This is a genomic window from Streptosporangium sp. NPDC087985, from assembly GCF_044741965.1.
Lineage (GTDB): Bacteria > Actinomycetota > Actinomycetes > Streptosporangiales > Streptosporangiaceae > Streptosporangium.
On sequence record NZ_JBIUTQ010000018.1, the window covers coordinates 1 to 20,055 of the forward strand.

Sequence of the window (20,055 nt, forward strand, 5' to 3'; positions counted from 1 at the left end):
GTGCTTCATGCACTGGCTTTTAACACACTGTTGAGTTCTCAAGAAACGGACGCGTTCTCCATCCCCGTGACCCTGTGGTCCCGGCTCTGGGGCGTTTCGTTCGTTCCGTTGTGCCTTTATTCTTTCAGGCCCGCTTTTCCGTGTCAAACCAGTCCGTTTCGAACTACTTGACTCGATCAAGCTTTCCCTACCGGAATTCCGGCCGCCCCGTTTCCGGGGCAACCCCTCCAACTTAGTCTGTTATCCGCTTCGTGTCGAATTGGACCTCATCGAGACATAAATATCCCAATGAGTGGATTTAATCAGAGAGGGGTTCCCGAGACCTCGGCGCTGCCGCCGACTCCCTCAGGCCTGGTGAACTTTATGGATCCCGGCCCACCTCGTCAAATCAGCCGGACCCACGCGCCGGAGCGGCCCCGGCCGCCGGCGAGCCGAGGCCACCTCCGCCCGTCCGACGGGGGGCTGACATCCTTGAACGCAGGGGGTGTCAGCGGATGACTCAGGCACAGATCGGTGTGACCGGACTGGCGGTCATGGGAGCGAACCTCGCCCGCAACCTGGCGCGGCACGGGCACACGGTGGCCGTACACAACAGGTCCCGTTATCGGACCAGGACGCTGATGGAAGAGCACGGGAACGAGGGTGCCTTCATCGCCTGCGACACCCCGGAGGAGCTCGTCGCCGCGCTGGAACGTCCCCGGCGCGTCCTCATCATGGTCCAGGCCGGCGCACCGACCGACGCCGTGATCGGGGAGTTCGCTCCCCTGCTGGAGCCGGGCGACATGCTCGTGGACGGCGGTAACGCGCACTTCCTCGACACCCGCCGGCGGGAGGCGGCCCTGCGCGAGCAGGGCATTCACTTCGTCGGTGCCGGGGTGTCCGGCGGTGAGGAGGGCGCGCTGCTCGGACCGAGCATCATGCCGGGCGGTTCGCGCGAGTCCTACGAGGCGCTGGGTCCGTTGCTGGAGGACATCGCCGCGAAGGTGGACGGCGTGCCCTGCTGTGCGCACATCGGCCCCGACGGCGCCGGGCATTTCGTCAAGATGGTGCACAACGGCATCGAGTACGCCGACATGCAGCTCATCGCCGAGGCCTACGACCTGCTCAGGCAGGGCCTCGGCCGGACTCCGGCGGAGCTCGCGGACGTCTTCGAGGAGTGGAACGAGGGCGAGCTGTCCTCCTACCTCATCGAGATCACCGCCGAGGTGCTCCGGCAGGCCGACGCCGCCACCGGCAAGCCGCTCGTGGATGTCATCGCCGACCGGGCCGAGCAGAAGGGCACCGGCCGGTGGACGGTGCAGATCGCGCTGGACCTGGGTGTCCCGGTGAGCGGCATCGCCGAGGCGGTGTTCGCCCGCTCGGTCTCCGGTCACGTGGATCTGCGGGAGGCGACCCGCGGCCTGCCCGGCCCTGCGGAGGTGCCGGCCGGATCTGTCGGTGAGGGCTTCGCGGAGGACGTACGGCGGGCGCTGTACGCGTCGAAGATCATCGCCTACGCGCAGGGGTTCGACCAGATCAGGGCCGGGAGCGCCGAGTACGGCTGGGACATCGATCCGGGCACGCTGGCCACGATCTGGCGCGGCGGCTGCATCATCAGGGCCGTCTTCCTGAACCGGATCCGCGAGGCCTACCAGGAGGAGACCCCGCCCGTGACCCTGCTGACCGCCCCGCTCTTCGCCGAGGCCCTGGGCCTGGCGCAGGGGTCGTGGCGGCGGGTGGTGGCGAAGGCGGCCGAGCTGGGTGTCCCGACGCCCGGTTTCTCGACCGCGCTGGCCTACTACGACTCGCTGCGGGCCCAGCGCCTGCCGGCGGCTCTGATCCAGGGCCAGCGGGACTTCTTCGGTGCGCACACCTACCGGCGGGTGGACCGGGAGGGTTCCTTCCACACCCTGTGGTCCGGTGACCGTACGGAGATCGAGGCCTGAGGCCGGTCAGGTCGCCGACCGGCCTCGGACATCTCAGCCCACGGATACGGGCCTGATCACCTGGGCGGCGCCGTCACCCCTTCTCCGCACCCTCGTTGGCGCCACGGATGAAGTAGCGCTGGAAGACCACGAAGATGATCGCCACCGGGATGGTGGCGAGCACTGCCGCGCCGAGCTTGAGCGGATACTGGGTGCCCGCTCCGAGGGAGCCGCTGACCAGGTCGGCCAGCCCGCGCGGGAGGGTGAACAGGCTGGGGTCCTGCACCGCCACCAGGGTGTGCGGGAACTCGTTCCAGCTTCCCTGGAAGGAGATGATCGTCAGTGTGATCAGGGCCGGTCGCGCCATCGGCAGCACCACCGACCAGAAGGTGCGAAACACCCCGGCCCCGTCGATCCGGGCGGCCTCCTCCACGCTGACCGGGATCGACTCGAAGAACTGCTTCATGATGAAGACCCCGGCCGCGTCAGCGATCACCGGCACGATCAGTGCCGTGTAGCTGTTGTAGATGCCGAGCTGGTTGAGGACGAGGAACTTCGGGATGAAGAGCACCACGCCCGGGACCGCCATCACCGCGACGACCGCCGAGAAGAGCGTCCGCCGTCCGCGGAAGCGCAGCCGGGCGAGCGCGTAGCCGGCCAGGGAGTCCAGGAAGACCCGGCCGACGGTGATGACGAGGGTGACCAGCAGCGAGTTCCCCAGCCAGAGCGGCAGGTCGGTGCCGAGGAACACCCGCTCGAAGCCGCCCATCGACAACGGGTCCGGTATCGGGGAGAGCGGGCTGGCCGCGGCGTCCGGATCGGTCTTGAAGGCGTTGGCGACCTGGATGACGAACGGATAGAGGAAGACCAGCGCGAAGAAGATCAGGATGGCGTATCCGGTGAAGGTGGAGGCCAGCGAGCGGGCCTCCGTCATGGGCCTCCGGGGGTGCGTCGCCGTACGGGAGGTGACGTTCCGGTCTCCGGTCGCGGACATTATGACCTCCTCTGGCGGATCGGACGGCGGCGGTCGCCGGCCACGTCACGGTCGCGCATCACCCACCGCTGGAACGCCGCCAGCACCACGATGACCAAAAACAGGACAAAAGAGATTGCCGCGCCGGAACCGTAGTCGAAGTCACGGAACGCGGTCCGGTAGGACAGGTAGGCCGGGGTCAGCGTGGTCTTCGCCGGGTTGCCCTGGCTCATCACATAGACCTGGTCGAAGACCTGCCAGGTCGCGATCAGGCCGAGGGTGAGCACAAGGAACAGCGTCGGCTTGAGCAGCGGCAGCGTCACGTACCGCAGGCGCTGCCAGCGGCCGGCGCCGTCCAGCATGCTCGACTCCTCCAGCGTCACCGGAATGTCCTGCAGGGCGGCGAGGAACATCAGCATGAACGTGCCGGATGTGGTCCAGACGACCAGCATGATGATCGTGCACATGGCCACGCTGGGGCCCGACAGCCACTCCCACCACGACAGCCCGAAGGGGCCGCCGCCGGTCAGCGCCGCCGGCGGTGCGGCCGAGTCGACCAGGCCGAGGCCGCTCAGGAGCAGGTGCAGCACGCCGCGGGAGTCGGAGAACCACTGCGGCCCCTGGATACCGAAGAACGCGAGCAGTTTGGTGACCGCGCCGGAGTTGCTGAAGATGAACAGGAACAGCACGCTGACGGCCACCGAGCTGGTCACCGACGGGAAGTAGAACGCGGTGCGGAAGAACGTCTTGCCCTTGAGCATCCGGCGGTTCACGATCAGTGCCAGACCGAGCGCCAGCACCGTCTGCGCGGGTACGACGAGCACCACGTAGTAGATGTTGTTGCGGATACTGGTCATGAAGTTCTGGCGGGCCAGGTCGTCCTTGGTGAACAGCCCGGTGTAGTTGTCCACCCCGACGAACGGCACTCCGGCCCGGAACGGGCTGCCCTGCCCGTTCCAGTCCGTCAGGCTCACCCAGAGCGCCATCAGGATGGGCAGCAGCATGAACAGGGTGAGGATCACCACCACCGGTGTCACGAAGAGCCAGCCCGCGACGTTGTCCCTGCTCTCCCCGGTACGGTGGCGCACGCTCCGGTCTGGCTTGGTCGCTGTCTCGGCCACATCGGCCTCCTTTCGCCGGTGTGCGGCCCCGGCTCGGAGCCGGGGCCGCACACCATGCCGCTAGTTGCCGAGCGCGGCCTGGGTGTTCTTCTGCAGGCGGCCCAGGAGCGTCTTCGGGTCGGTGGAGGCGAGCTGCAGGAGGCTGGCGTCGAAGTCAGCCAGCACGCTGTCCATCTTCGGGGCGTTCACCGGGCCGTGCGCGTACTCGGCGCCGTTGACGAACGGCGCGTCGTTCGGGAACTCCTGGGTGAAGGAGTCCTTGGCGGACTGGCGTGAGGGCATCACACCGAACGCCTTGGCGAACGTCAGCTGCTGGTCGGCCTTTGTCATCGCCTCGACGAAGCTGATCGCCTCCTCCTTGTGCTTGCTCTTGGCGGCGATGCCCCAGCAGGTGGTGAAGGACAGCGTGCCCTTGCCCTTCGGGCCGGCCGGCAGTTCGTGGGCGGTGTAGGCGACATCGGGGAAGTCGGCCTTCATCGCGCCCTTGATCCAGTTGCCCTCGATGGCCATCACGGCCTTGCCCTTGCCGAAGGCCTCGCCGCCCCAGCCGGCGTCGAGGTTCTTGGGGAACTGGGCGAGCTTGTCCTTGAGCAGTCCCTGCACGTACTGCAGGGCGGTGGTGTTCTCGGCGCTGTCAGCGGTGGCCTGCTTGCCGTCGTCGCTGATGATCCAGCCGCCGGACTGCACCATGAAGGCGCCGATCCGGTCACGGGTGTCGCCGACGACCAGCGGGGTGACCCCCGTGGCCTTGAGCTTCTTCGCCACCGCCGTGAGCTCGTCCCAGGTGGTGGGCACGTCCGCGTCGGTCAGCCCGGCCTTCTTCCACAGGCCGTCGTTGATGATCAGCGCCAGGGTGGAGAAGTCCTTCGGCGCGCAGTAGAACGTGCCGTCGTAGGTGAAGGTGGCGCGCAGGCTCGGGTAGAAGTCGTCGGGCTCGGAGATCTTGTCACCGTACGGTTCCAGCGCCCCGACGCTCGCGTAGTCGGCGAAGCGCGAGGCGTCCACGTAGAACACGTCGGGGGGGTTGCTCCCGGCGAAGGCCTGGCCGAGCTGCTGGGTGAGGTCCTGGGCGGGGGTGACCGTCGCGGTGTTGCCCGACGCCTTGGCCCACGCGTCGGCCGCCGAGCGCACGGCGGCGGTCTCGGCGTCGCCGGAGGAGCCGAAGAGGACCTGCAGGGACACCGGTCCGCTGCTCTGCGGGGTGCTGCTCTTGTCGGCGGAGTCGTCGAAGCCGCTGCCGCAGGCCGCCGAGGTCAGCAGGGTCCCGGAGGCGATCACAGCAAATGCGGCGGTCCGGAGGTTGGGGTGTTTCATCGTGTTTTCCTGATCTCTATGGGAGTAGGGAAGGAGGAGTGCTGATGGTCAGGCCGGTTGTCCCACGCCTCTGGCGATCACGCCGATCCCCGTACGACCAGGGAGGGCTGGAGTAGAAGGTGCGCGGGAGGGGCGGCCGGCTCCGGCGGGCGGGACGGAGCTGAGTCGAACAGGCGGGTGAGCAGGCTGACGCAGCCGGCCGCGGCCTCGGCCAGCGGCTGGCTGACGCTGCTGAGCCCCACCGCCTTGGCCACCGGCGTGTCGTCGAAGCCGATCACGACGGGCGGCGGGGCGTCCGGCCGTTCCCCGGTCTTCATGAGGCGGACGGCGTTCAGCGCCCCGAGGGCGAGCGAATCACTTGCGCAGACCAGCGCGGTCACCGGGTGTCCGGCGTCCAGCAGGTCGCGGGCCGCCGCCTCGCCGTCGGCCACGCCGTCGGCGGTGGCGCGGTCGAGGCCGGTCGGATCCACTCCGGCGGCGGCAAGGGTCCGGGACCAGCCGGATCTGCGGTCGTCTCCGACGCCGGATCCGGCCGGCCAGCCGAGGAACCCGATCCGCCGGTGGCCGGTGTCGAGCAGGTGGCGGGTGGCCTCGGCGGTGCCGGCCGCGCCGTCGACGTCGACCCAGGAGTGAGCGGCTCCGTGCACGCCTCCGGTGCCGTCCCACGGCCGGCCGAAGGTGACGAAGGGGACGCCGCGCTCCCCCAGCCAGGAGGGACGGCCGTCTCTGTGGAAGGTGTTGGTGAGCACGAAGGCGTCCGGCTCGTAGGCGCCGATGAGGTCGTCGAAGGTGGCGAACTCCGAGCGCTCGTCGTCGGCCGTGTAGAGCAGGATCCGGTATCCGGCCTGGGCGGCCGACGCGGTGAGGCTGTGCAGGAAGCGGTCGAAGACCGAGCCGTTGATGCCGTCCCGGTCCGGCTCGATACGCGTGGCGATGATCCGGGACCGGCCGGTGCGCATCTGCCGCGCGGCCTGGTTGACGCGGTATCCGAGCGCCTTGACGGCTTCGTGGACCCGGTTGCGGGTCTCCTCGCGGACCAGTCCGGGACTGTTCAGCACGTTCGACACTGTCTGGCGGGACACGTTGGCGTACCGCGCGACGTCAGTGATTGTCGCCTTCTCTGCCATTTGTGCCCTTCTACCGCTTTAGCATTCAAGATCCCGTACAGCACGATTGGATCGTTCAAGTAAGCTGAGTGTAATCATTGGATCGTTCAAGTAAAAATAGTGTGTCGCAATCTGCACCTGCCGGACACGGTCTGTCAAGACTTGACCGGCTCGACATGATTCAGGGAGCCATTCGTGCTCGACGGAGCAATCCCCCCGTCCCCGGCCGCCACGGTGACCGAACCCCCCACCGCCTACCGCCTCCAGCCGCTGCTGCACGATCTCGTCAGCGCCGTCATGGCACCGACGACCGCGCTGAGCAGCGACGACGGACAGATCCGACCGGCCGGTGTCCAGGGCCTGTTCCATGCCGACTCCCGCGCGCTGTCCCAGGCCCGGCTGGAGATCGATGGCCGGGAGCCCGAGGCCGTCGGCTACGCGCCGCAGGGAGCGGGCGGCGCCCGGTTCGCCGCCCTGGCACGCTGGCTAGGGGACCCCTCCCCCGACCCCACCGTACGGATCCATCGCATCCGGCAGGTCGTGCCCGGCGGCATGAACGAGCACATCGAGATCGTCTCCACCTCCTCAAGGCCGGTCACCGCCACCGTCACCATAGACCTGAGCTGCGACTTCGCCCCGATCGAGGTGGTGAAGTCGGGGGGTGACACCACACCGGCCGTCGCCGCGGGCGGCGCGCCCGGTGAGCTGTCATGGAGTTCGGGCGGCATCCGGGTCACGGTGACCGGTACGGACGCGCGGGCGGAGACAGCGGGATCAGAACGCACGGCACGGCTGCACTGGCCTGTCGCCCTGGAGCCCAGGGGCCGGGTCACGCTCCGCTGGGACGTCGCGGTGCACGACCCGGAAGCGGTGGTGATCGCCCCCGCCCAGCCGGCCGAATGGGTGACCGAGCGGGGCGAACCCCAGGTCACCGCCACCGACCGCCGGCTGACCCGGCTCTTCGAACAGTCCATGGACGACCTGCGATCACTGCGGCTGGCCGAGACGGGTGCCCCCGGCGACGCCTTCCTCGCCGCCGGTGTGCCCTGGTTCCTCACGCTCTTCGGGCGCGACAGCATCTGGGGCGCCCGGATGCTGCTGCCGCTCGGCACCGAACTGGCCATGGGCACCCTCCGGGTGCTGGCCAGGCGGCAGGGCACCCGGCTCGACTCCGGCTCCGGTGAGGCACCGGGGAAGATCATGCACGAGCTACGGCGGCACGAGTTCGCCGTCAAGGGCAACAACCTGCACCTGCCGGCCGCCTACTACGGCACGATCGACGCCACCCCACTCTGGATCAGTCTGCTGCACGACGCCTGGCGCTGGGGCGCCCCCGAGGCGGAGCTGGCCGCGCTCCTGCCTCATCTGGAGGCCGCCCTCGGCTGGCTCGGCGAGCACGCCGACCCCGACGGCGACGGTTTCATCGAATACGTCGACACCAGTGGCCGGGGGCTGGCCAACCAAGGCTGGAAGGACTCCGGCGACGCGGTGCGCTTCCGTGACGGCCGCCAGGCCGAGCCGCCGATCGCCCTGGCCGAGGTGCAGGGCTACGCCCACCAGGCGGCCCGGCAGGCCGCGGACCTGCTGGAGGCGTTCGGCCGCCCCGGCGCGGAGCGCTGGCGTGACCACTGCGGAACGCTGGCGGAACGGTTCCGCGCCCGCTTCTGGGTGGACGGTCCCCAGGGAAGGTTCCCCGCGCTGGCCCTGGACCGCGACAAGCGGCCGGTGGACTCGCTGACCAGCAACATCGGGCACCTGCTGGGCACCGGCCTGCTCACCGGCGCCGAGGAGGCCGAGGTCGCCGCCCTGCTGACCTCACCGGCGATGGCCGGCGGCTTCGGGCTGCGGACGATGTCGGCGGAGGAGGGCGGGTTCAGCCCGCTGTCCTACCACTGCGGGTCGATCTGGACGCACGACACGGCGATCGTGATCGCCGGTCTGGCCCGGGCCGGGTTCGGCACGCAGGCGGCGGAACTCGCCGAGGGGCTGCTCACCGCCGGTGAGACCTTCGACTACCGGCTGCCCGAACTGTTCGGCGGCGACGACCGGGAGGCGTTCGGGCGTCCGCTGCCCTACCCCGCGGCCTGCCGCCCGCAGGCGTGGTCGGCCGCGGCCGCGGTGACGATCACGCACGCGGCGCTGGGCCTCTATCCCGACGTGCCCGCCGGCCGGGTGCTGCTCCGTCCGCTCGCGGGTGCCCCGCTGGGCGCGGTCTCCGCACGCGGGTTCCGGGTCGCCGGTGCCGAGGTGAGCGCGGCGGTGGACCTGGACGGCAGGGCCGGTGTGACCGGCCTGCCGGCCGGGATGCTCGTCGAGCACGCCGAGAGCGCGGCCCTGACAGCGTGACCGGCGCGTCCGCCGGGATGATCACCGGACACGCCGAGAGCGGGTCGTGATCAAAGCGCCCCGGGCCCACACGCCCGGGGCGCTCGACCGCGACACTTGACGCTGGAATTCGCTGGAATTCCCGGGAGGCTGGTGGGACTCCTGTTACGCTCCGGGCCGTGAGCGAATCACTGGACGCGCTGGAGCGGCGGATAGCCGAGCTCCGCGCCGAGGTGCGGCGGGCCGTGAAGGCGAGGGAGAACTCACTGGCCCGGTCGCTGCGCGGAGAGCTCCGCCGGGCCGAACAGGCGTGGGACGCGGCGATCACCGCCGAGGAGCCGACGCCCCGCGAGCCCGAGACCTCGCTGCTGCCGATCAGGGAGCAGGTGCACCAGGCTCTGGCCCTGCTCGGCGTGCCCACCTCGGCCAGGCTGATCGTGGCGGTGAACGACGCGTTCTTCTCCGGCGCGCTGCGCGGCTCCCAGCTCAGCAGCCTGCGCAGGGACGAGGAACGCTCCTTCCGCAGCGATCCCTACGCCCGGCCGTACTACCTGTGCGCCGCGCTGACCGACCGCCTCTCCCCCGCCCGTGGGCTGCTCGCCGACAGCACCTGGGCGCCCGAGCTGCGGGTGCTGGGTCCGCTGAGCCCCCGCGTCGACTTCCTCACCTCGACCATGCGCATCGCCGAGCACCTCGCCCGGCTGGCCGAGCCGCCACCCGGCGCGCTGCGGCTGCTGTCACGGATGGCGCAGAACATCCCCGGCGCCGTCGAGGGCCTCGCCCCGGCCGATCCGGCGACCGCGCTCCGCGCGGCCCGGGCCGAACTGGAGGTGCACCGGGCCGCCGACGCCGCGCAGCGGGCCGAGGTGGCGGCACGGGCGAGCAGGCAACTACCGGACGTGGAGCGCCTGTTCGGCGCCGCCGCGATGAGCACCTTGAGGGGGGCCTGTTGATGGACGGGCGGGACATGACGTGGACGTGCGGCCCTCCGGAGACAACCGGTCAACGCGCGGAGCACCAGGCGGTACGACGGCCGCGGAGGTGGCCGGTGAACAGGCGGAACACGCCGCGACACGGCGTCCTCGGGGGTGGCCGGTGAACCGCCTGGACGAGCTGCGCGGGCCGGTGCCCTCCCATGCCCACGACGCCCGGGCCATCGCGGCGTTGGCCGCCAACCCCGGCTGCGCCCGCCGGGCGCTGATGGACGCCGCCGGGGTGGACAAGGACCGCACCGCCCGGCACCTCGGTTTCCCGGCCCCCTTCGGCCAGTCGCAGTTCGCGATCACCCGCGGGAACGTGTTCGAGGCGCTGGTGAAGGAGAACGGCTGCGCCGAACTGCTACGGCTCCTGCGCGAGCTGCTCGGCCTGCCCGTCACCCAGGTGGGCTACCAGGACGTGCAGAACGTCGGCTCCCACCTGCGCCACTCCCACACCCGCACGCTGATCGACCGCGCGGCGCGTGAGAACGACGACACGGCGGTCTTCTACGACCATCCCCTGCTCAGCCTCCAGATCGCCGGGCACACCTCCTATCTGGAGCCCGACGTGGTGGCCTTCCAGCTCGGGGGGCGCTTCCACATCGTGGAGATCAAGTCCTTCGGCGTGATCGACGGCCAGGCCGAGCCCGAGAAGGTCGCGGCGGCGGCCAGGCAGGCCGCCGTCTACGTGCTGGCCCTGCGTACGCTCCTGGCCGACCTCGGGCACGACCCCGAGCGCGTCTCCCACGACGTGGTGCTCGTCTGCCCGGAGAACTTCGCCAACCGGCCGACCGCGACGCTGGTGGACGTGCGCAAGCAGCTCGCGGTGCTCAGGCGGCAGCTCGCCCGGATGACCGCGGTGGACCGCCTGCTCGAAGGGCTCCCGCGGGGGCTGACCTTCGACCTGGCCCTCGATGCCGGCGGCGTGCCCACCCGGCCGGCGGAGGAGCTGGCCGAGTCGCTGTGCCGGGTGCCCGCCCGCTACGCGCCCGACTGCCTGTCCACCTGCGACATGTGCATGTTCTGCCGCGACGAGGCCCGCGGCTGCGGCTCCACCGACCTGCTCGGCCGTCAGGTCCGTGACCAGCTCGGTGGCGTCTCCCGTATGTCCGAGGCGCTCGGCCTGGCCGAGGGCACCGTCGACCCCGCCGAGGGGCAGGAGGAGATCGCCGGCCTGCTCCGCCTGGCGGAACGCCTGCGCCAGGAGTGCCTGCGTTGAGCGCCCTCACCGCCCTGGCACAGCTGCGCGCCGTCCGGGACGGCGTCGCGCAACGGATCACCACGGTCCGGCACTGCCATCTCGCCCCGCGCCCGATGGTGTTCATCCCGCTCAGGCTCGCCGGTGAGGCCGCCGCGCCCCTGGCCGCCATGGTGGGCACCGATCCGGGCCATCCCCGGCTGCTGGTCGTCCCCCAGCCGCGCAACCGGGACCTGCGGTTCTCCTTCACCGCCGAGCTGGCCGAGGTGCTCCTGCCGTACATCGAGGGGTTCGGCAAGACCACCGAGACGGTCGAAAAGAAGGGCGGCGAGCCGTACGAGCGGTGCCTGGACGCGCCGCAGATCCTCGTGCCGAACCGGTCGGCGGCCGCGTTCGTCGGACTGCTGGGCCGGTCCACCCGGTTCCGTCGGGCCGACGGGCCCTATCCGGTGCATCCGTCGGTACCGCTGCTCGGCCGGTGGCTGACCTACCTCGCCGACCGGTCGCGGCAGCCGGGTTCCTGCCTGCTGCTCGCGGCGACCGAGGCGCTGAGCACCCACTGGGCCACCGGGCAGAGCAACCTGGAGGACGCCAACCTGGCGGCGCTGCTCGGCTGGATCGACCCGCCCGAGGGGATGACCGGCCGGCGGGCCGCGGAGGAGGCCGAGGACCCGCTGCTCTGGCCGCCCGCCGGTCCCGCCACCGACCCGGGCTTCGACAACGAGGTGCTCGGCCCCGCCGTACGGGCCCACGAGGAGGCGCCGACCGACCGGGCGGTGGAACGCGTCACCCAGGCGCTGCGGCCCCAGCTCGAACCGACCTGGCGGCTGATGTGGCGGGCGGCCGACCTGCTGCGCGCGCTGCCCGAGGGCGGACGGGTGAAGGACCGCTGGGACGCCGACCGCGGGTCGTTCACCAGGTTCGTCGAGCGGCTCGCCGAGGGCGGGCCGCCGCAGGCACGCAGGGACGGGGCGGTCGCCGCCGCCGCGCGGCTGGCGGCGCTGGAGCGGGCCCGGGCGGGCTACGACGTACAGCGGGCCTACGACGACCCGCTGGTCATGGCCGAGTACCGGCTGACCGGTGAGGCGTTCTCCGGGACGGTGACGGGCGCGGATCCGGAGCACACCGAGGGCGAGGGCCGCTCACGCAAGCTGCGGCCGCTGATCACGGTCCGGACCGGCGATCCGGTACGGCTGGCGCCCGGCACCGTGGTCGGCAGCCCCGACCGGCGGGGCCACGCCGCCGAGATCGTCGAGGTCGCGGACGGCGAGATCACCCTGAAGATCACCAAGGGGATGGGCCGGGGCAAGGTGCCCGCCCCGGGCGCGGTCCCCGAACCGGGCGAGCGGGTCTCCTACACCTCCCTGACCGACGACTTCCAGACCTCGGCGACGCTCCCCGACCCCGAGCGGACGCCGTGGACCCACGGCGGCCCGCCCGAGGAGTACGTGCCCGGCGACGACGACGCGCAGGAGGAGTGGTCGTGAACGTTCACCGAGGAGCGCGCCGTACGGCGCCGCCCGCCCCGTGGAGAGGCCCGGCGGTGACAGGGGTGCGGGCATGACGCCTCAGGAGGAGGCAGGGGCCGTCGTCGACGCGGTCCTGACGGACCTGCCCCGCCACCGGGGCGTGGTGGTGGACTCCCCTCCCGGGGCCGGCAAGTCCACCCTGGTGGTGAAGGCCGCCGGGCACATCGCCGGGACCGGCGAGCCGCTGATGATCGTCGCGCAGACCAACGAACAGGTCGACGACCTGGTGGAGCGGCTCGCGACCGAGCATCCGGACCTCACGATCGGCCGGCTGTCGGCGGGCGGCTACGTCACGCCCGGCCGCGTCCTCGCCCATCCCAACGTCTCGGTCGCCGGCAAGCTGCCCGACCTGGGCGACCCCGACGTGGTGATCGCCACCGCGGACAAGTGGGCCTGGGTCGGTGACCGGACCTGGCCCTGGGCGATCGTGGACGAGGCCTACCAGATGCGCTCGGACAAGCTGCTGCGCATCGCCTCACTGTTCGAGAGGTCGCTGTTCGTGGGCGACCCGGGCCAGCTCGACCCGTTCTCGATCGTGGACGGCGACCGCTGGGCGGGGCTGTCGTGGGACCCGGTGCAGAGCGCGGTCTCGGTGCTGCTCCGGCACAACCCCGATCTGCCGGTGCACCGGCTGCCCGTCTCCTGGCGGCTGCCCGCCTCGGCGGCCCCGGTGGTCTCCGAGGCGTTCTACCCGTTCACGGGTTTCCGGGCGGGGACGGGCCACGCGGACCGGTCGCTGGAGCTGACCGTGAACGGCATGCGCACCTCCTACGACCGCGCGCTGGAGGAGGCGGCCACGTCGGGCTGGGCGCTGTACGAACTGCCGAGCCGTCACACCGTGCGTACCGACGCCGAAGCCGTGCAGGCGGTGGCGGTGCTGGCCGTACGGCTGCTGCAGCGGGCGCCGGTCGCGCACTCCGAACGCGGCAGCCACCGCGTCACCGCCGACCGGATCGCCATCGGCGCCGCGCACCGCGACCAGGTCGCCGCGATCCGTGCCGCCGGGGTGCCGGAGGAGATCACGGTGGACACCGCCAACCGCCTCCAGGGCCGGGAGTACGACGTGACGATCGTGCTTCACCCCCTGTCCGGCCGCCGCGACGCCACGGCGTTCCATCTGGAGTCGGGCCGGCTGTGCGTGCTCACCTCGCGGCACCGGCACGCCTGCGTCGTGGTGGCCAGGGCGGGCATCCCCGAGCTGCTGGACGCCCACCCGTCGGCCGAGCCGGTCCAGCTCGGCGTGCCGGTGAGGTTCCCCGACGGCTGGGAGGCCAACCAGGCCGTGCTCTCCCACCTCGCCAAGCACCGGGTGACCCCAGCCGGATGAGGAGGCCCACCTTGAACGCTGAGTCTATGGAGGAGACAGTGCGGATCGCAGGGTCGCTTCGAGAGCGTCCGGCGCGCTCTGCGAGGTGAGACGGCCGGCGTCGACCTCGACGGCGGCGGCATGCAGGAGGCTGTAAACCGTGGTGACCAGCCAGTCGGCCGGGAGGTCGGTACGGATGGTGCCGTCACGCCGCCCGCGTTCGATCACGGCCCGGACTTCGAGGAGAGGGATCTCGTGATGCTCGCGCATGCGATCGGGGCCGAGGATCCGGAGTGCTGTCGTGTGCAGGCGACGGTAGCGGTCGAGGACCTGCCACGCCTGCCGGATCAGCGCGGCGAGTGCCTCACGTGCGGGCAGCCCGGCGGTGGCGACGCCGTCCAGCGCGACCTGGGCGTCTTCGATGGCGCGAGCCATGACCGCGTCGAGGAGTTCTTCCCGTGAGGGGAAGTGCCCGTAGAGGGTGACCCGGCCGACTCCGGCCGCGCGAGCGAGGTCGGTCATGCTGACGTCCGGATTCCGGCAGAACGCGATGAGCGCGGCGTCGACGATGACCTCGATGTTCCGCTCGGCGTCGGCTCTGCGCCTGCCCTGGGCGGGGGCGCCCTGGGACGATCGTCCCCGCGCGTGGTGTTGGTCGGTGGGCATGAGGAAAGCGTACGGCCTGTTCAGTGCGCGAAGATCGGGCCGTCCGTCGCCGGAGGCCGTCCCTTGGGCAGGAGCAGTGCCGCGATCACCGCGACGGTGACGGCGCCGGCCGTCGCCGCCAGGTAGGCGTTGGTGAACCCGCTGGTCGCCGCCGTACCGATGCTGCCTGCCGCGAGGGTGGAGATGAGGGCGATGCCGAGGCCGGCGCCGAGCTCGTGACCGGTGTTGATCAGTCCTGAGGCCAGGCCCGCCTCGTCATGGGAGACGTGGGCCATCGCGGTGATGGTCGCGGTGACGAAGGCGGCGCCCAGGCCGAGAGCGGCCAGGACGAATCCGGGCTCGACGTCGAGCAGCACGTCTGGGTCCGCCGGCAGGCGGGAGAGCAGCCCCATCCCTGCCGCAGTGAGGAGGAAGGCGGTGGCCGCCACGATCCGGCCGCCGAGGCGGGTGACAAGATGCGCGCCGAGATGTGCGCCGGCGACCGTGGCCACGGCCACCGGCAGAAACGCCAGGCCGGTCTGCAACGCGGTGAGCCCGGCGACGTGCTGGAGGTACTGCGAGGTGAGGAAGAAGGCGGACAGCAGCAGTCCGGACGCGGCGAGCATGACGACGTTCCCGGCGATCATCGGCCGTCTGGCGAGCAGTTCGAGGCGGACCAGCGGTGCCGAGGCGCGCCGTTCGATCAGCACGGAGCCTCCGGCCAGGACGAGTCCCGAGGCCAGCGGCGCCAGGGCCGCGACGCTGGTCCAGCCCTGATCGCCTGCCTGGAGCAGGCCGTACATGACCAGGGCGGTCGACGCGGTGACGGCCAGCGCACCGGGCAGGTCGAGACCGCCGCCACGACCGGATGGCGCGCCTGCGGCCACCAGCCGGGGCAGCAGCACGGCGACAAGGACGCCGGTCGGCACGTTGATGTAGAACACCCACTCCCACCCGGGCCCCGAGGTGAGCAGCCCGCCGAGCAGGACGCCCACGGCGGCTCCTCCTCCGCCGATGGCCGCCCACACCCCGAGTGCCCGATGTCGCTCGGGGCCGTGGAAGGTGGTGGTCACGATCGACAGTGCGGACGGCGACAGCAGCGCGGCGCCCACCCCCTGTACGGCTCGGGCGGCGATGAGCGCCGGGCCGGAGTCGGTGAGTCCGGCCATCAGCGAGGCCGCCGTGAACAGGACGAGCCCGGTCAGGAAGGTGCGGCGTCGGCCGTACATGTCGGAAAGCCGTCCGCCGAGCAGCATCAGCCCGCCGAAGCAGAGTGTGTAGGAGGTGACGACCCAGGTCGCGGCGGAGCGGCCGAGACCGAGTTCGGCACCGATGGCGGGAAGCGCGATGTTCACCACGGTGACGTCGAGAATCACCATGAACTGGGCGAGACAGAGGACGACGAGCGCCCACCACCGCCGAGGATCGGTAGGGATGTGGTGCGCGGCTTCAGCGTGGGTGGAGGAATGGGTCATCATGACCTATCTTCTAAATTGAACAGTGTTGTTCGACTTAGAAGGTAGCATGATCCGAACAGTGCTGTTCGACTTATTTTCTCCTGTCCGACGGAGTCGACCGCCCCCGGGGAACCGAACCGGGGTATTTCACGGACGCCGTACTTTGAAGGCCGGCGCGCGCCCGGAGAAGGACTTTTCGTACCGGGTACGGCGCGCGGAGCCGTACCCGGAAAAAAAATCAGACGGTCCGGCGCCAGACGTCGATGGCCAGCACCTGGCGCATGCCCACCGACAGGTACAGGTCCAGCGCGGGCGTGCTGTTGTTGGCGTCCACGTGGAGGTAGGTGCCCACCCGGCCACGCCGGGCGTCGTCCGCGAAGGCCCTGCGCAGCATGGAGCGGCCCAGCCCCCGGCCCCGGAAGGCCGGCAGCACGGCCAGCTGGCGGACGTAGCCGCAGTTCTCGTCCCCGGCGAAGGCGTTGGTGCCCAGTAGCATCGCCGCCGGCTCGCCGTCGACCCGGGCGACCGTCAGCTGCGACCAGTCGCTGCTGGCAGAGGAGCCCAGCTCTGCGGACCACTCGTCGTAGCCCTTCGGGACAAACCCGAAATGCTCGGCGAAACCAGCCTGCTGGACGGCGTGCCCCTGGCGGCGCACCTCCTCGGTGAGCCCCCGGTGGACCGAGACACCAGGCGGAAGGCCGGGTTCGGGGACCGGGGCTCCGTGGTCGGCGAGGAGGCGGATGAAGCTCGTCGCCGCGGTGAACCCGCGGGCTGCGGCGACGGCACGCTTACCGCTGTCCTCCCGGTACAGGCCGATGTCCACCACGGCCTTGTCGTGGCCGAGCCCGGCGGCGAGTTGCCCGGCCCGCTCGGTAACGGTGTCCCAGAGCGGGTCGGTCAGCTCGGGAGCCTCGGGATGCACGACCACGTCGATGTCCACGTTGTCACTGGCGCCCTTGCGGCAGGCCCAGGCCCAGGCGACCAGCCGTCCGGACGCGTCGTGGACGACCCAGCCGTCGGTCTCCCGGTCGAAGGAGGGGTCGTTCAACTCGTCGGTGACGTCGTCCAGCGTCATGTCCGCCTTGCCGATCACCTTCCTGTCACAGAGGGAGATCAGCTCGTGGATGTCGTGGGCGTCGTCGGTCAGCGGCCGCCGGGTGGCGTACCCGGCGGCGGGGGCGGTTGGTTCCATGGCCCCAGTCTGTCCAGCGTGACTTGGATCTCACCGGCGTATTACTTGTCGTCAGTCGAAGGCCGGGGCCGGGGTCTCGGCGTCGCCTGCCTTCTCGGCCTCGCCGGCCTGCTGGGGGGCGCCGCGCAGCGGGATCTCCTTGATGAAGGCGGCCAGCAGCGGCACCAGGACGGCGAACAGGATCGCCCACCAGAACACGCTGGAGATGGAGGAGGCCAGCGACTCCAGGAAGCCGACCCGCACCTGGGGGTTCAGCTCGTGCAGGGCGGCCGGGTTGAACTGGCCGCCGCCCGCGGCGAGCTTCTCACCTTCGGCTCCCAGCTTGCTCTGCAGGCTGGAGGTGAGGTTGTGGCTGAAGACCGCGCCGAACAGCGAGATGCCGAACGAGCCGCCGATGGAGCGGAAGAAGGTGGAGGCGCTGCTGGCGACACCCAGGTCCTTCTGCTCCACGCTGTTCTGCGCGATCAGCATGGTGGTCTGCATCAGGAAACCCATGCCGAGACCGAGCACCGCGATGAACACGCCGGTCTGCCACGAGGGCGTGTTGACGTCCATCATGGACAGCAGCCACATGGCGACCGCCATGATCACTCCACCGAGGACCGGGTAGATCTTGTACTTGCCGGTCTTGGTGATGGCCCGGCCGACGAAGAGCGAGACGACCATGGCCGAGCCCATCATCGGGAGCAGCAGAAGGCCGGAGTTGGTGGCCGAGGCGCCCTGGACGGTCTGCTGGAACAGCGGCAGGAAGTTGATGGCGCCGAACATCGCGAAGCCGAGCAGGAAGCCGACACCCGAGATCAGGCTGAAGTTACGGTTGCGGAACACGTTGAGCGGCATGATCGGCTCGACGGAACGGAGCTCCACCGGGATGAACAGGGCCAGCGTGACGATGGCGAGCGCGGCCAGGCCGAGGATCTGCCATGAGCCCCACGGGTAGTCGTTGCCGCCCCAGGTGGTGATGAGGACCAGCGCGGTGATGCCGATGGAGAGCAGGGCCGCGCCGAGCCAGTCGATGCGGTGCTCGGTGCGGTACGTGGGCAGCTTCAGCTTGACCGCCAGCAACGCCAGCGCGATGAACCCGACGGGCAGGTTCACGTAGAAGGCCCAGCGCCAGTTGAGGTGGTCGGTGATGAACCCGCCGACGAGCGGACCGGCGATCATGGCCAGCGACATCACGGCGGCCATGATGCCCTGGTACTGGCCGCGCTCGCGGGGCGGGACGAGGTCGCCGATGATCGCCATCGCGTTGACCATCAGGCCGCCGGCGCCGAGGCCCTGGAGGGCGCGGAAGGCGATGAGCTGGGCCATGCCGTCGGTGGGACCGCCCAGCATCTCGGACCCGGCCATGCCGCAGAGCACGGACCCGATCATGAAGATGACGATGGAGGCGAGGAAGATGTTCTTCCTGCCGTACAGGTCGCCGATCTTGCCCCAGATCGGGGTCGAGACGGTGGTGCCGAGCACGTAGGCTGTCACCACCCAGGACAGGTGGGTCAGCCCGCCGAGTTCGCCGAGGATGCGGGGCATCGCGGTGCCGACGATCATGTTGTCGAGCATGGCCAGCACCATCGCGAGCATCAGGCCCGGCAGCACCACCATGACCTCACGCCGCCGCCCCGGTGCGGTTACGTTCTCTGTCACCTCGTAATCTCCCCCTAAAGAAAATGATCTTACTTACTTGCCGACCGGCTAGTGTCGGATACGCTGGGAATGTAGGCCGCTCACTTATCGGCCGTCAAGCTGATTTTTCTGTAAAGGGAACCATGAGGGAAAACGCGGACACCCGGACCCGCATCCAGGAGATCGCCCTGAAGCTCTTCGTCGAACAGGGCTACGAGGCGACCTCACTCCGCCAGATAGCGGAGGCCCTCGGCGTGACCAAGGCGGCCCTCTACTACCACTTCAAGAGCAAGGACGAGATCGTCCTCAGCCTGACGGAGGACCGGGTGCGCGCGGTCGAGGAGCTGATCGCCTGGGCCGAGACCCAGCCGCGCACCGAGGAGACCCGCCGCGAGCTGATCCGCCGCTACTCCGAGGACCTGCACCGGGGCCGGCACCGCGAGGTCATGCGGTTCTTCGAACGCAACCAGACCGCTTTGAAGCATCACCCGGTGATGGAGAAGAACCGCGGCCGGATGTTCGACCTGCTCACCTTCCTCGTCGAGCCGGACGACCCGGCGAGTGTCCGGCTGAGGAACTCGATGGCCCTGTTCACCCTGCACGCGGCCTGGTTCGTCCTCAGAGAGGACACGATCACCGACGACGAGCGCGGGGCCGCCGCCCTGGAGGTCGCGCTCGATCTCGTCCGGCGGTGAGCGTCCTCATCGGCCTAAGTTCTTTCCTTGAATCGGACCCCTCCGCATAGCTGGCGACACTCCGGGCATGATCGCCCCCTGAAGACATCGCCGCACGTCAAAGGGGAGATCATGCTCAACGATAAGACGATCGCGTTCCTCGTAGCCCCGGAGGGCATCGAACAGGTCGAGCTCACCGAACCGTGGAAGGCCGTCAAGCAGGCGGGAGGCACGCCCAAGCTCGTCTCCACCAGGGCGGGTGAGGTCCAGGCGTTCAACCACCTCGACAGGGCCGACCGGTTCCCGGTGGACGCGACGGTGGACGAGGTGTCGGCGGCGGACTTCGACGGGCTCGTGCTGCCCGGCGGTGTCGCCAACCCCGACATCCTGCGCACCGTGCCCGGTGCCGTCCGGTTCGCGAAGGCGTTCTTCGACGCGGGCAGACCCGTCGCGGCCATCTGCCACGCGCCCTGGACCCTGATCGAGGCCGACGTGGTGCGCGGCAGGAAGGTCACCTCCTGGCCCAGCCTCCAGACCGACCTGCGTAACGCCGGGGCCAGCTGGGAGGACCGGGAGGTCGTGGTCTGCACCTCGGGGCCGAACACCCTGATCACCAGCCGCAAGCCCGACGATCTCAAGGCCTTCTCCCAGGCCGCCGTGGACGCGTTCTCCGGCTGACCTCAAGCGATCGCGCCACCCAGATGTCCGGTT

General features: G+C 70.3%; 16 protein-coding genes. 8 read left to right on the forward strand and 8 right to left on the reverse strand.

What is annotated here, in order from left to right; all coding sequences use genetic code 11:
* The first annotated feature begins 494 nt into the window (after positions 1–494).
* Positions 495–1,925 carry an NADP-dependent phosphogluconate dehydrogenase gene (gene gndA, locus ACIN94_RS25990; RefSeq protein ID WP_400711026.1) on the forward strand — a complete coding sequence of 477 codons (1,431 nt, stop codon included), beginning with the start codon at positions 495–497 and terminating at the stop codon, positions 1,923–1,925.
* Positions 1,926–1,998: 73 nt separating this feature from the next.
* Here the strand turns inward: gndA and ACIN94_RS25995 are convergent, their stop codons facing one another.
* From ACIN94_RS25995 to ACIN94_RS26010, 4 genes are all read right to left on the reverse strand, one after another.
* On the reverse strand, positions 1,999–2,898 hold the full coding sequence (locus tag ACIN94_RS25995; protein ID WP_400711029.1) for a carbohydrate ABC transporter permease: 900 nt from the start codon (positions 2,896–2,898) through the stop codon (positions 1,999–2,001).
* The gene (locus ACIN94_RS26000; protein ID WP_400711032.1) at positions 2,898–3,998 is read right to left on the reverse strand and encodes a carbohydrate ABC transporter permease; all 1,101 of its coding nucleotides are present in this window, start codon (positions 3,996–3,998) and stop codon (positions 2,898–2,900) included. Before ACIN94_RS26000 ends, ACIN94_RS25995 begins: the two co-directional genes overlap by 1 nt.
* 60 nt (positions 3,999–4,058) lie before the next feature.
* Positions 4,059–5,312: an extracellular solute-binding protein gene (locus ACIN94_RS26005; RefSeq protein ID WP_400711035.1), complete on the reverse strand. Its 1,254-nt coding sequence runs from the start codon at positions 5,310–5,312 to the stop codon at positions 4,059–4,061.
* A gap of 77 nt (positions 5,313–5,389) precedes the next feature.
* Positions 5,390–6,439 carry a LacI family DNA-binding transcriptional regulator gene (locus ACIN94_RS26010; RefSeq protein ID WP_400711038.1) on the reverse strand — a complete coding sequence of 350 codons (1,050 nt, stop codon included), beginning with the start codon at positions 6,437–6,439 and terminating at the stop codon, positions 5,390–5,392.
* Positions 6,440–6,613: 174 nt separating this feature from the next.
* Between ACIN94_RS26010 and ACIN94_RS26015 the strand changes: the two genes are divergently transcribed.
* From ACIN94_RS26015 to ACIN94_RS26035, 5 genes are all read left to right on the forward strand, one after another.
* A complete protein-coding gene (locus ACIN94_RS26015) occupies positions 6,614–8,764 on the forward strand; it encodes a glycogen debranching N-terminal domain-containing protein (RefSeq protein ID WP_400711041.1) in 2,151 nt (716 codons plus the stop codon).
* A 158-nt stretch (positions 8,765–8,922) separates the two neighbouring features.
* Complete coding sequence (locus ACIN94_RS26020; RefSeq protein WP_400711044.1) at positions 8,923–9,696, forward strand: hypothetical protein; 774 nt, start codon at positions 8,923–8,925, stop codon at positions 9,694–9,696.
* Between the two features lie 142 nt (positions 9,697–9,838).
* Positions 9,839–10,939 carry a hypothetical protein gene (locus ACIN94_RS26025; protein WP_400711047.1) on the forward strand — a complete coding sequence of 367 codons (1,101 nt, stop codon included), beginning with the start codon at positions 9,839–9,841 and terminating at the stop codon, positions 10,937–10,939.
* Complete coding sequence (locus tag ACIN94_RS26030) at positions 10,927–12,405, forward strand: hypothetical protein (protein WP_400711050.1); 1,479 nt, start codon at positions 10,927–10,929, stop codon at positions 12,403–12,405. The genes ACIN94_RS26025 and ACIN94_RS26030 overlap by 13 nt, the downstream gene beginning before the upstream one ends.
* A 73-nt stretch (positions 12,406–12,478) precedes the next feature.
* Positions 12,479–13,774, forward strand: a complete 1,296-nt coding sequence (locus tag ACIN94_RS26035; RefSeq protein WP_400711053.1) for an AAA family ATPase — start codon at positions 12,479–12,481, stop codon at positions 13,772–13,774.
* 24 nt (positions 13,775–13,798) lie between these two features.
* On the opposite strand, the gene ACIN94_RS26040 is transcribed toward ACIN94_RS26035, so the two are convergent.
* From ACIN94_RS26040 to ACIN94_RS26055, 4 genes are all read right to left on the reverse strand, one after another.
* Positions 13,799–14,419: a TetR/AcrR family transcriptional regulator gene (locus tag ACIN94_RS26040; protein WP_400711056.1), complete on the reverse strand. Its 621-nt coding sequence runs from the start codon at positions 14,417–14,419 to the stop codon at positions 13,799–13,801.
* A 20-nt stretch (positions 14,420–14,439) separates the two neighbouring features.
* A complete protein-coding gene (locus ACIN94_RS26045) occupies positions 14,440–15,876 on the reverse strand; it encodes an MFS transporter (protein WP_400711059.1) in 1,437 nt (478 codons plus the stop codon).
* A gap of 217 nt (positions 15,877–16,093) precedes the next feature.
* Complete coding sequence (locus tag ACIN94_RS26050; RefSeq protein WP_400711062.1) at positions 16,094–17,047, reverse strand: GNAT family N-acetyltransferase; 954 nt, start codon at positions 17,045–17,047, stop codon at positions 16,094–16,096.
* A 51-nt stretch (positions 17,048–17,098) separates the two neighbouring features.
* On the reverse strand, positions 17,099–18,691 hold the full coding sequence (locus tag ACIN94_RS26055; RefSeq protein ID WP_400711065.1) for an MDR family MFS transporter: 1,593 nt from the start codon (positions 18,689–18,691) through the stop codon (positions 17,099–17,101).
* A gap of 122 nt (positions 18,692–18,813) precedes the next feature.
* Between ACIN94_RS26055 and ACIN94_RS26060 the strand changes: the two genes are divergently transcribed.
* The gene (locus ACIN94_RS26060; RefSeq protein ID WP_400711068.1) at positions 18,814–19,365 is read left to right on the forward strand and encodes a TetR/AcrR family transcriptional regulator; all 552 of its coding nucleotides are present in this window, start codon (positions 18,814–18,816) and stop codon (positions 19,363–19,365) included.
* Positions 19,366–19,476: 111 nt separating this feature from the next.
* Positions 19,477–20,022, forward strand: a complete 546-nt coding sequence (locus ACIN94_RS26065; protein WP_400711071.1) for a type 1 glutamine amidotransferase domain-containing protein — start codon at positions 19,477–19,479, stop codon at positions 20,020–20,022.
* Positions 20,023–20,055 lie beyond the last annotated feature (33 nt).

Bases quoted from the DNA above. Each gene is read 5' to 3' on its own strand.
- ACIN94_RS26045 (WP_400711059.1), bottom strand. From the start codon at position 15,876: ATGATGACCCATTCCTCCACCCACGCTGAAGCCGCGCACCACATCCCT.
- ACIN94_RS26040 (WP_400711056.1), bottom strand. From the start codon at position 14,419: ATGCCCACCGACCAACACCACGCGCGGGGACGATCGTCCCAGGGCGCC.
- ACIN94_RS26010 (WP_400711038.1), bottom strand. From the start codon at position 6,439: ATGGCAGAGAAGGCGACAATCACTGACGTCGCGCGGTACGCCAACGTG.
- ACIN94_RS26035 (WP_400711053.1), top strand. From the start codon at position 12,479: ATGACGCCTCAGGAGGAGGCAGGGGCCGTCGTCGACGCGGTCCTGACG.
- ACIN94_RS26065 (WP_400711071.1), top strand. From the start codon at position 19,477: ATGCTCAACGATAAGACGATCGCGTTCCTCGTAGCCCCGGAGGGCATC.
- ACIN94_RS26005 (WP_400711035.1), bottom strand. From the start codon at position 5,312: ATGAAACACCCCAACCTCCGGACCGCCGCATTTGCTGTGATCGCCTCC.
- gndA (WP_400711026.1), top strand. From the start codon at position 495: ATGACTCAGGCACAGATCGGTGTGACCGGACTGGCGGTCATGGGAGCG.
- ACIN94_RS26060 (WP_400711068.1), top strand. From the start codon at position 18,814: ATGAGGGAAAACGCGGACACCCGGACCCGCATCCAGGAGATCGCCCTG.
- ACIN94_RS25995 (WP_400711029.1), bottom strand. From the start codon at position 2,898: ATGTCCGCGACCGGAGACCGGAACGTCACCTCCCGTACGGCGACGCAC.
- ACIN94_RS26050 (WP_400711062.1), bottom strand. From the start codon at position 17,047: ATGGAACCAACCGCCCCCGCCGCCGGGTACGCCACCCGGCGGCCGCTG.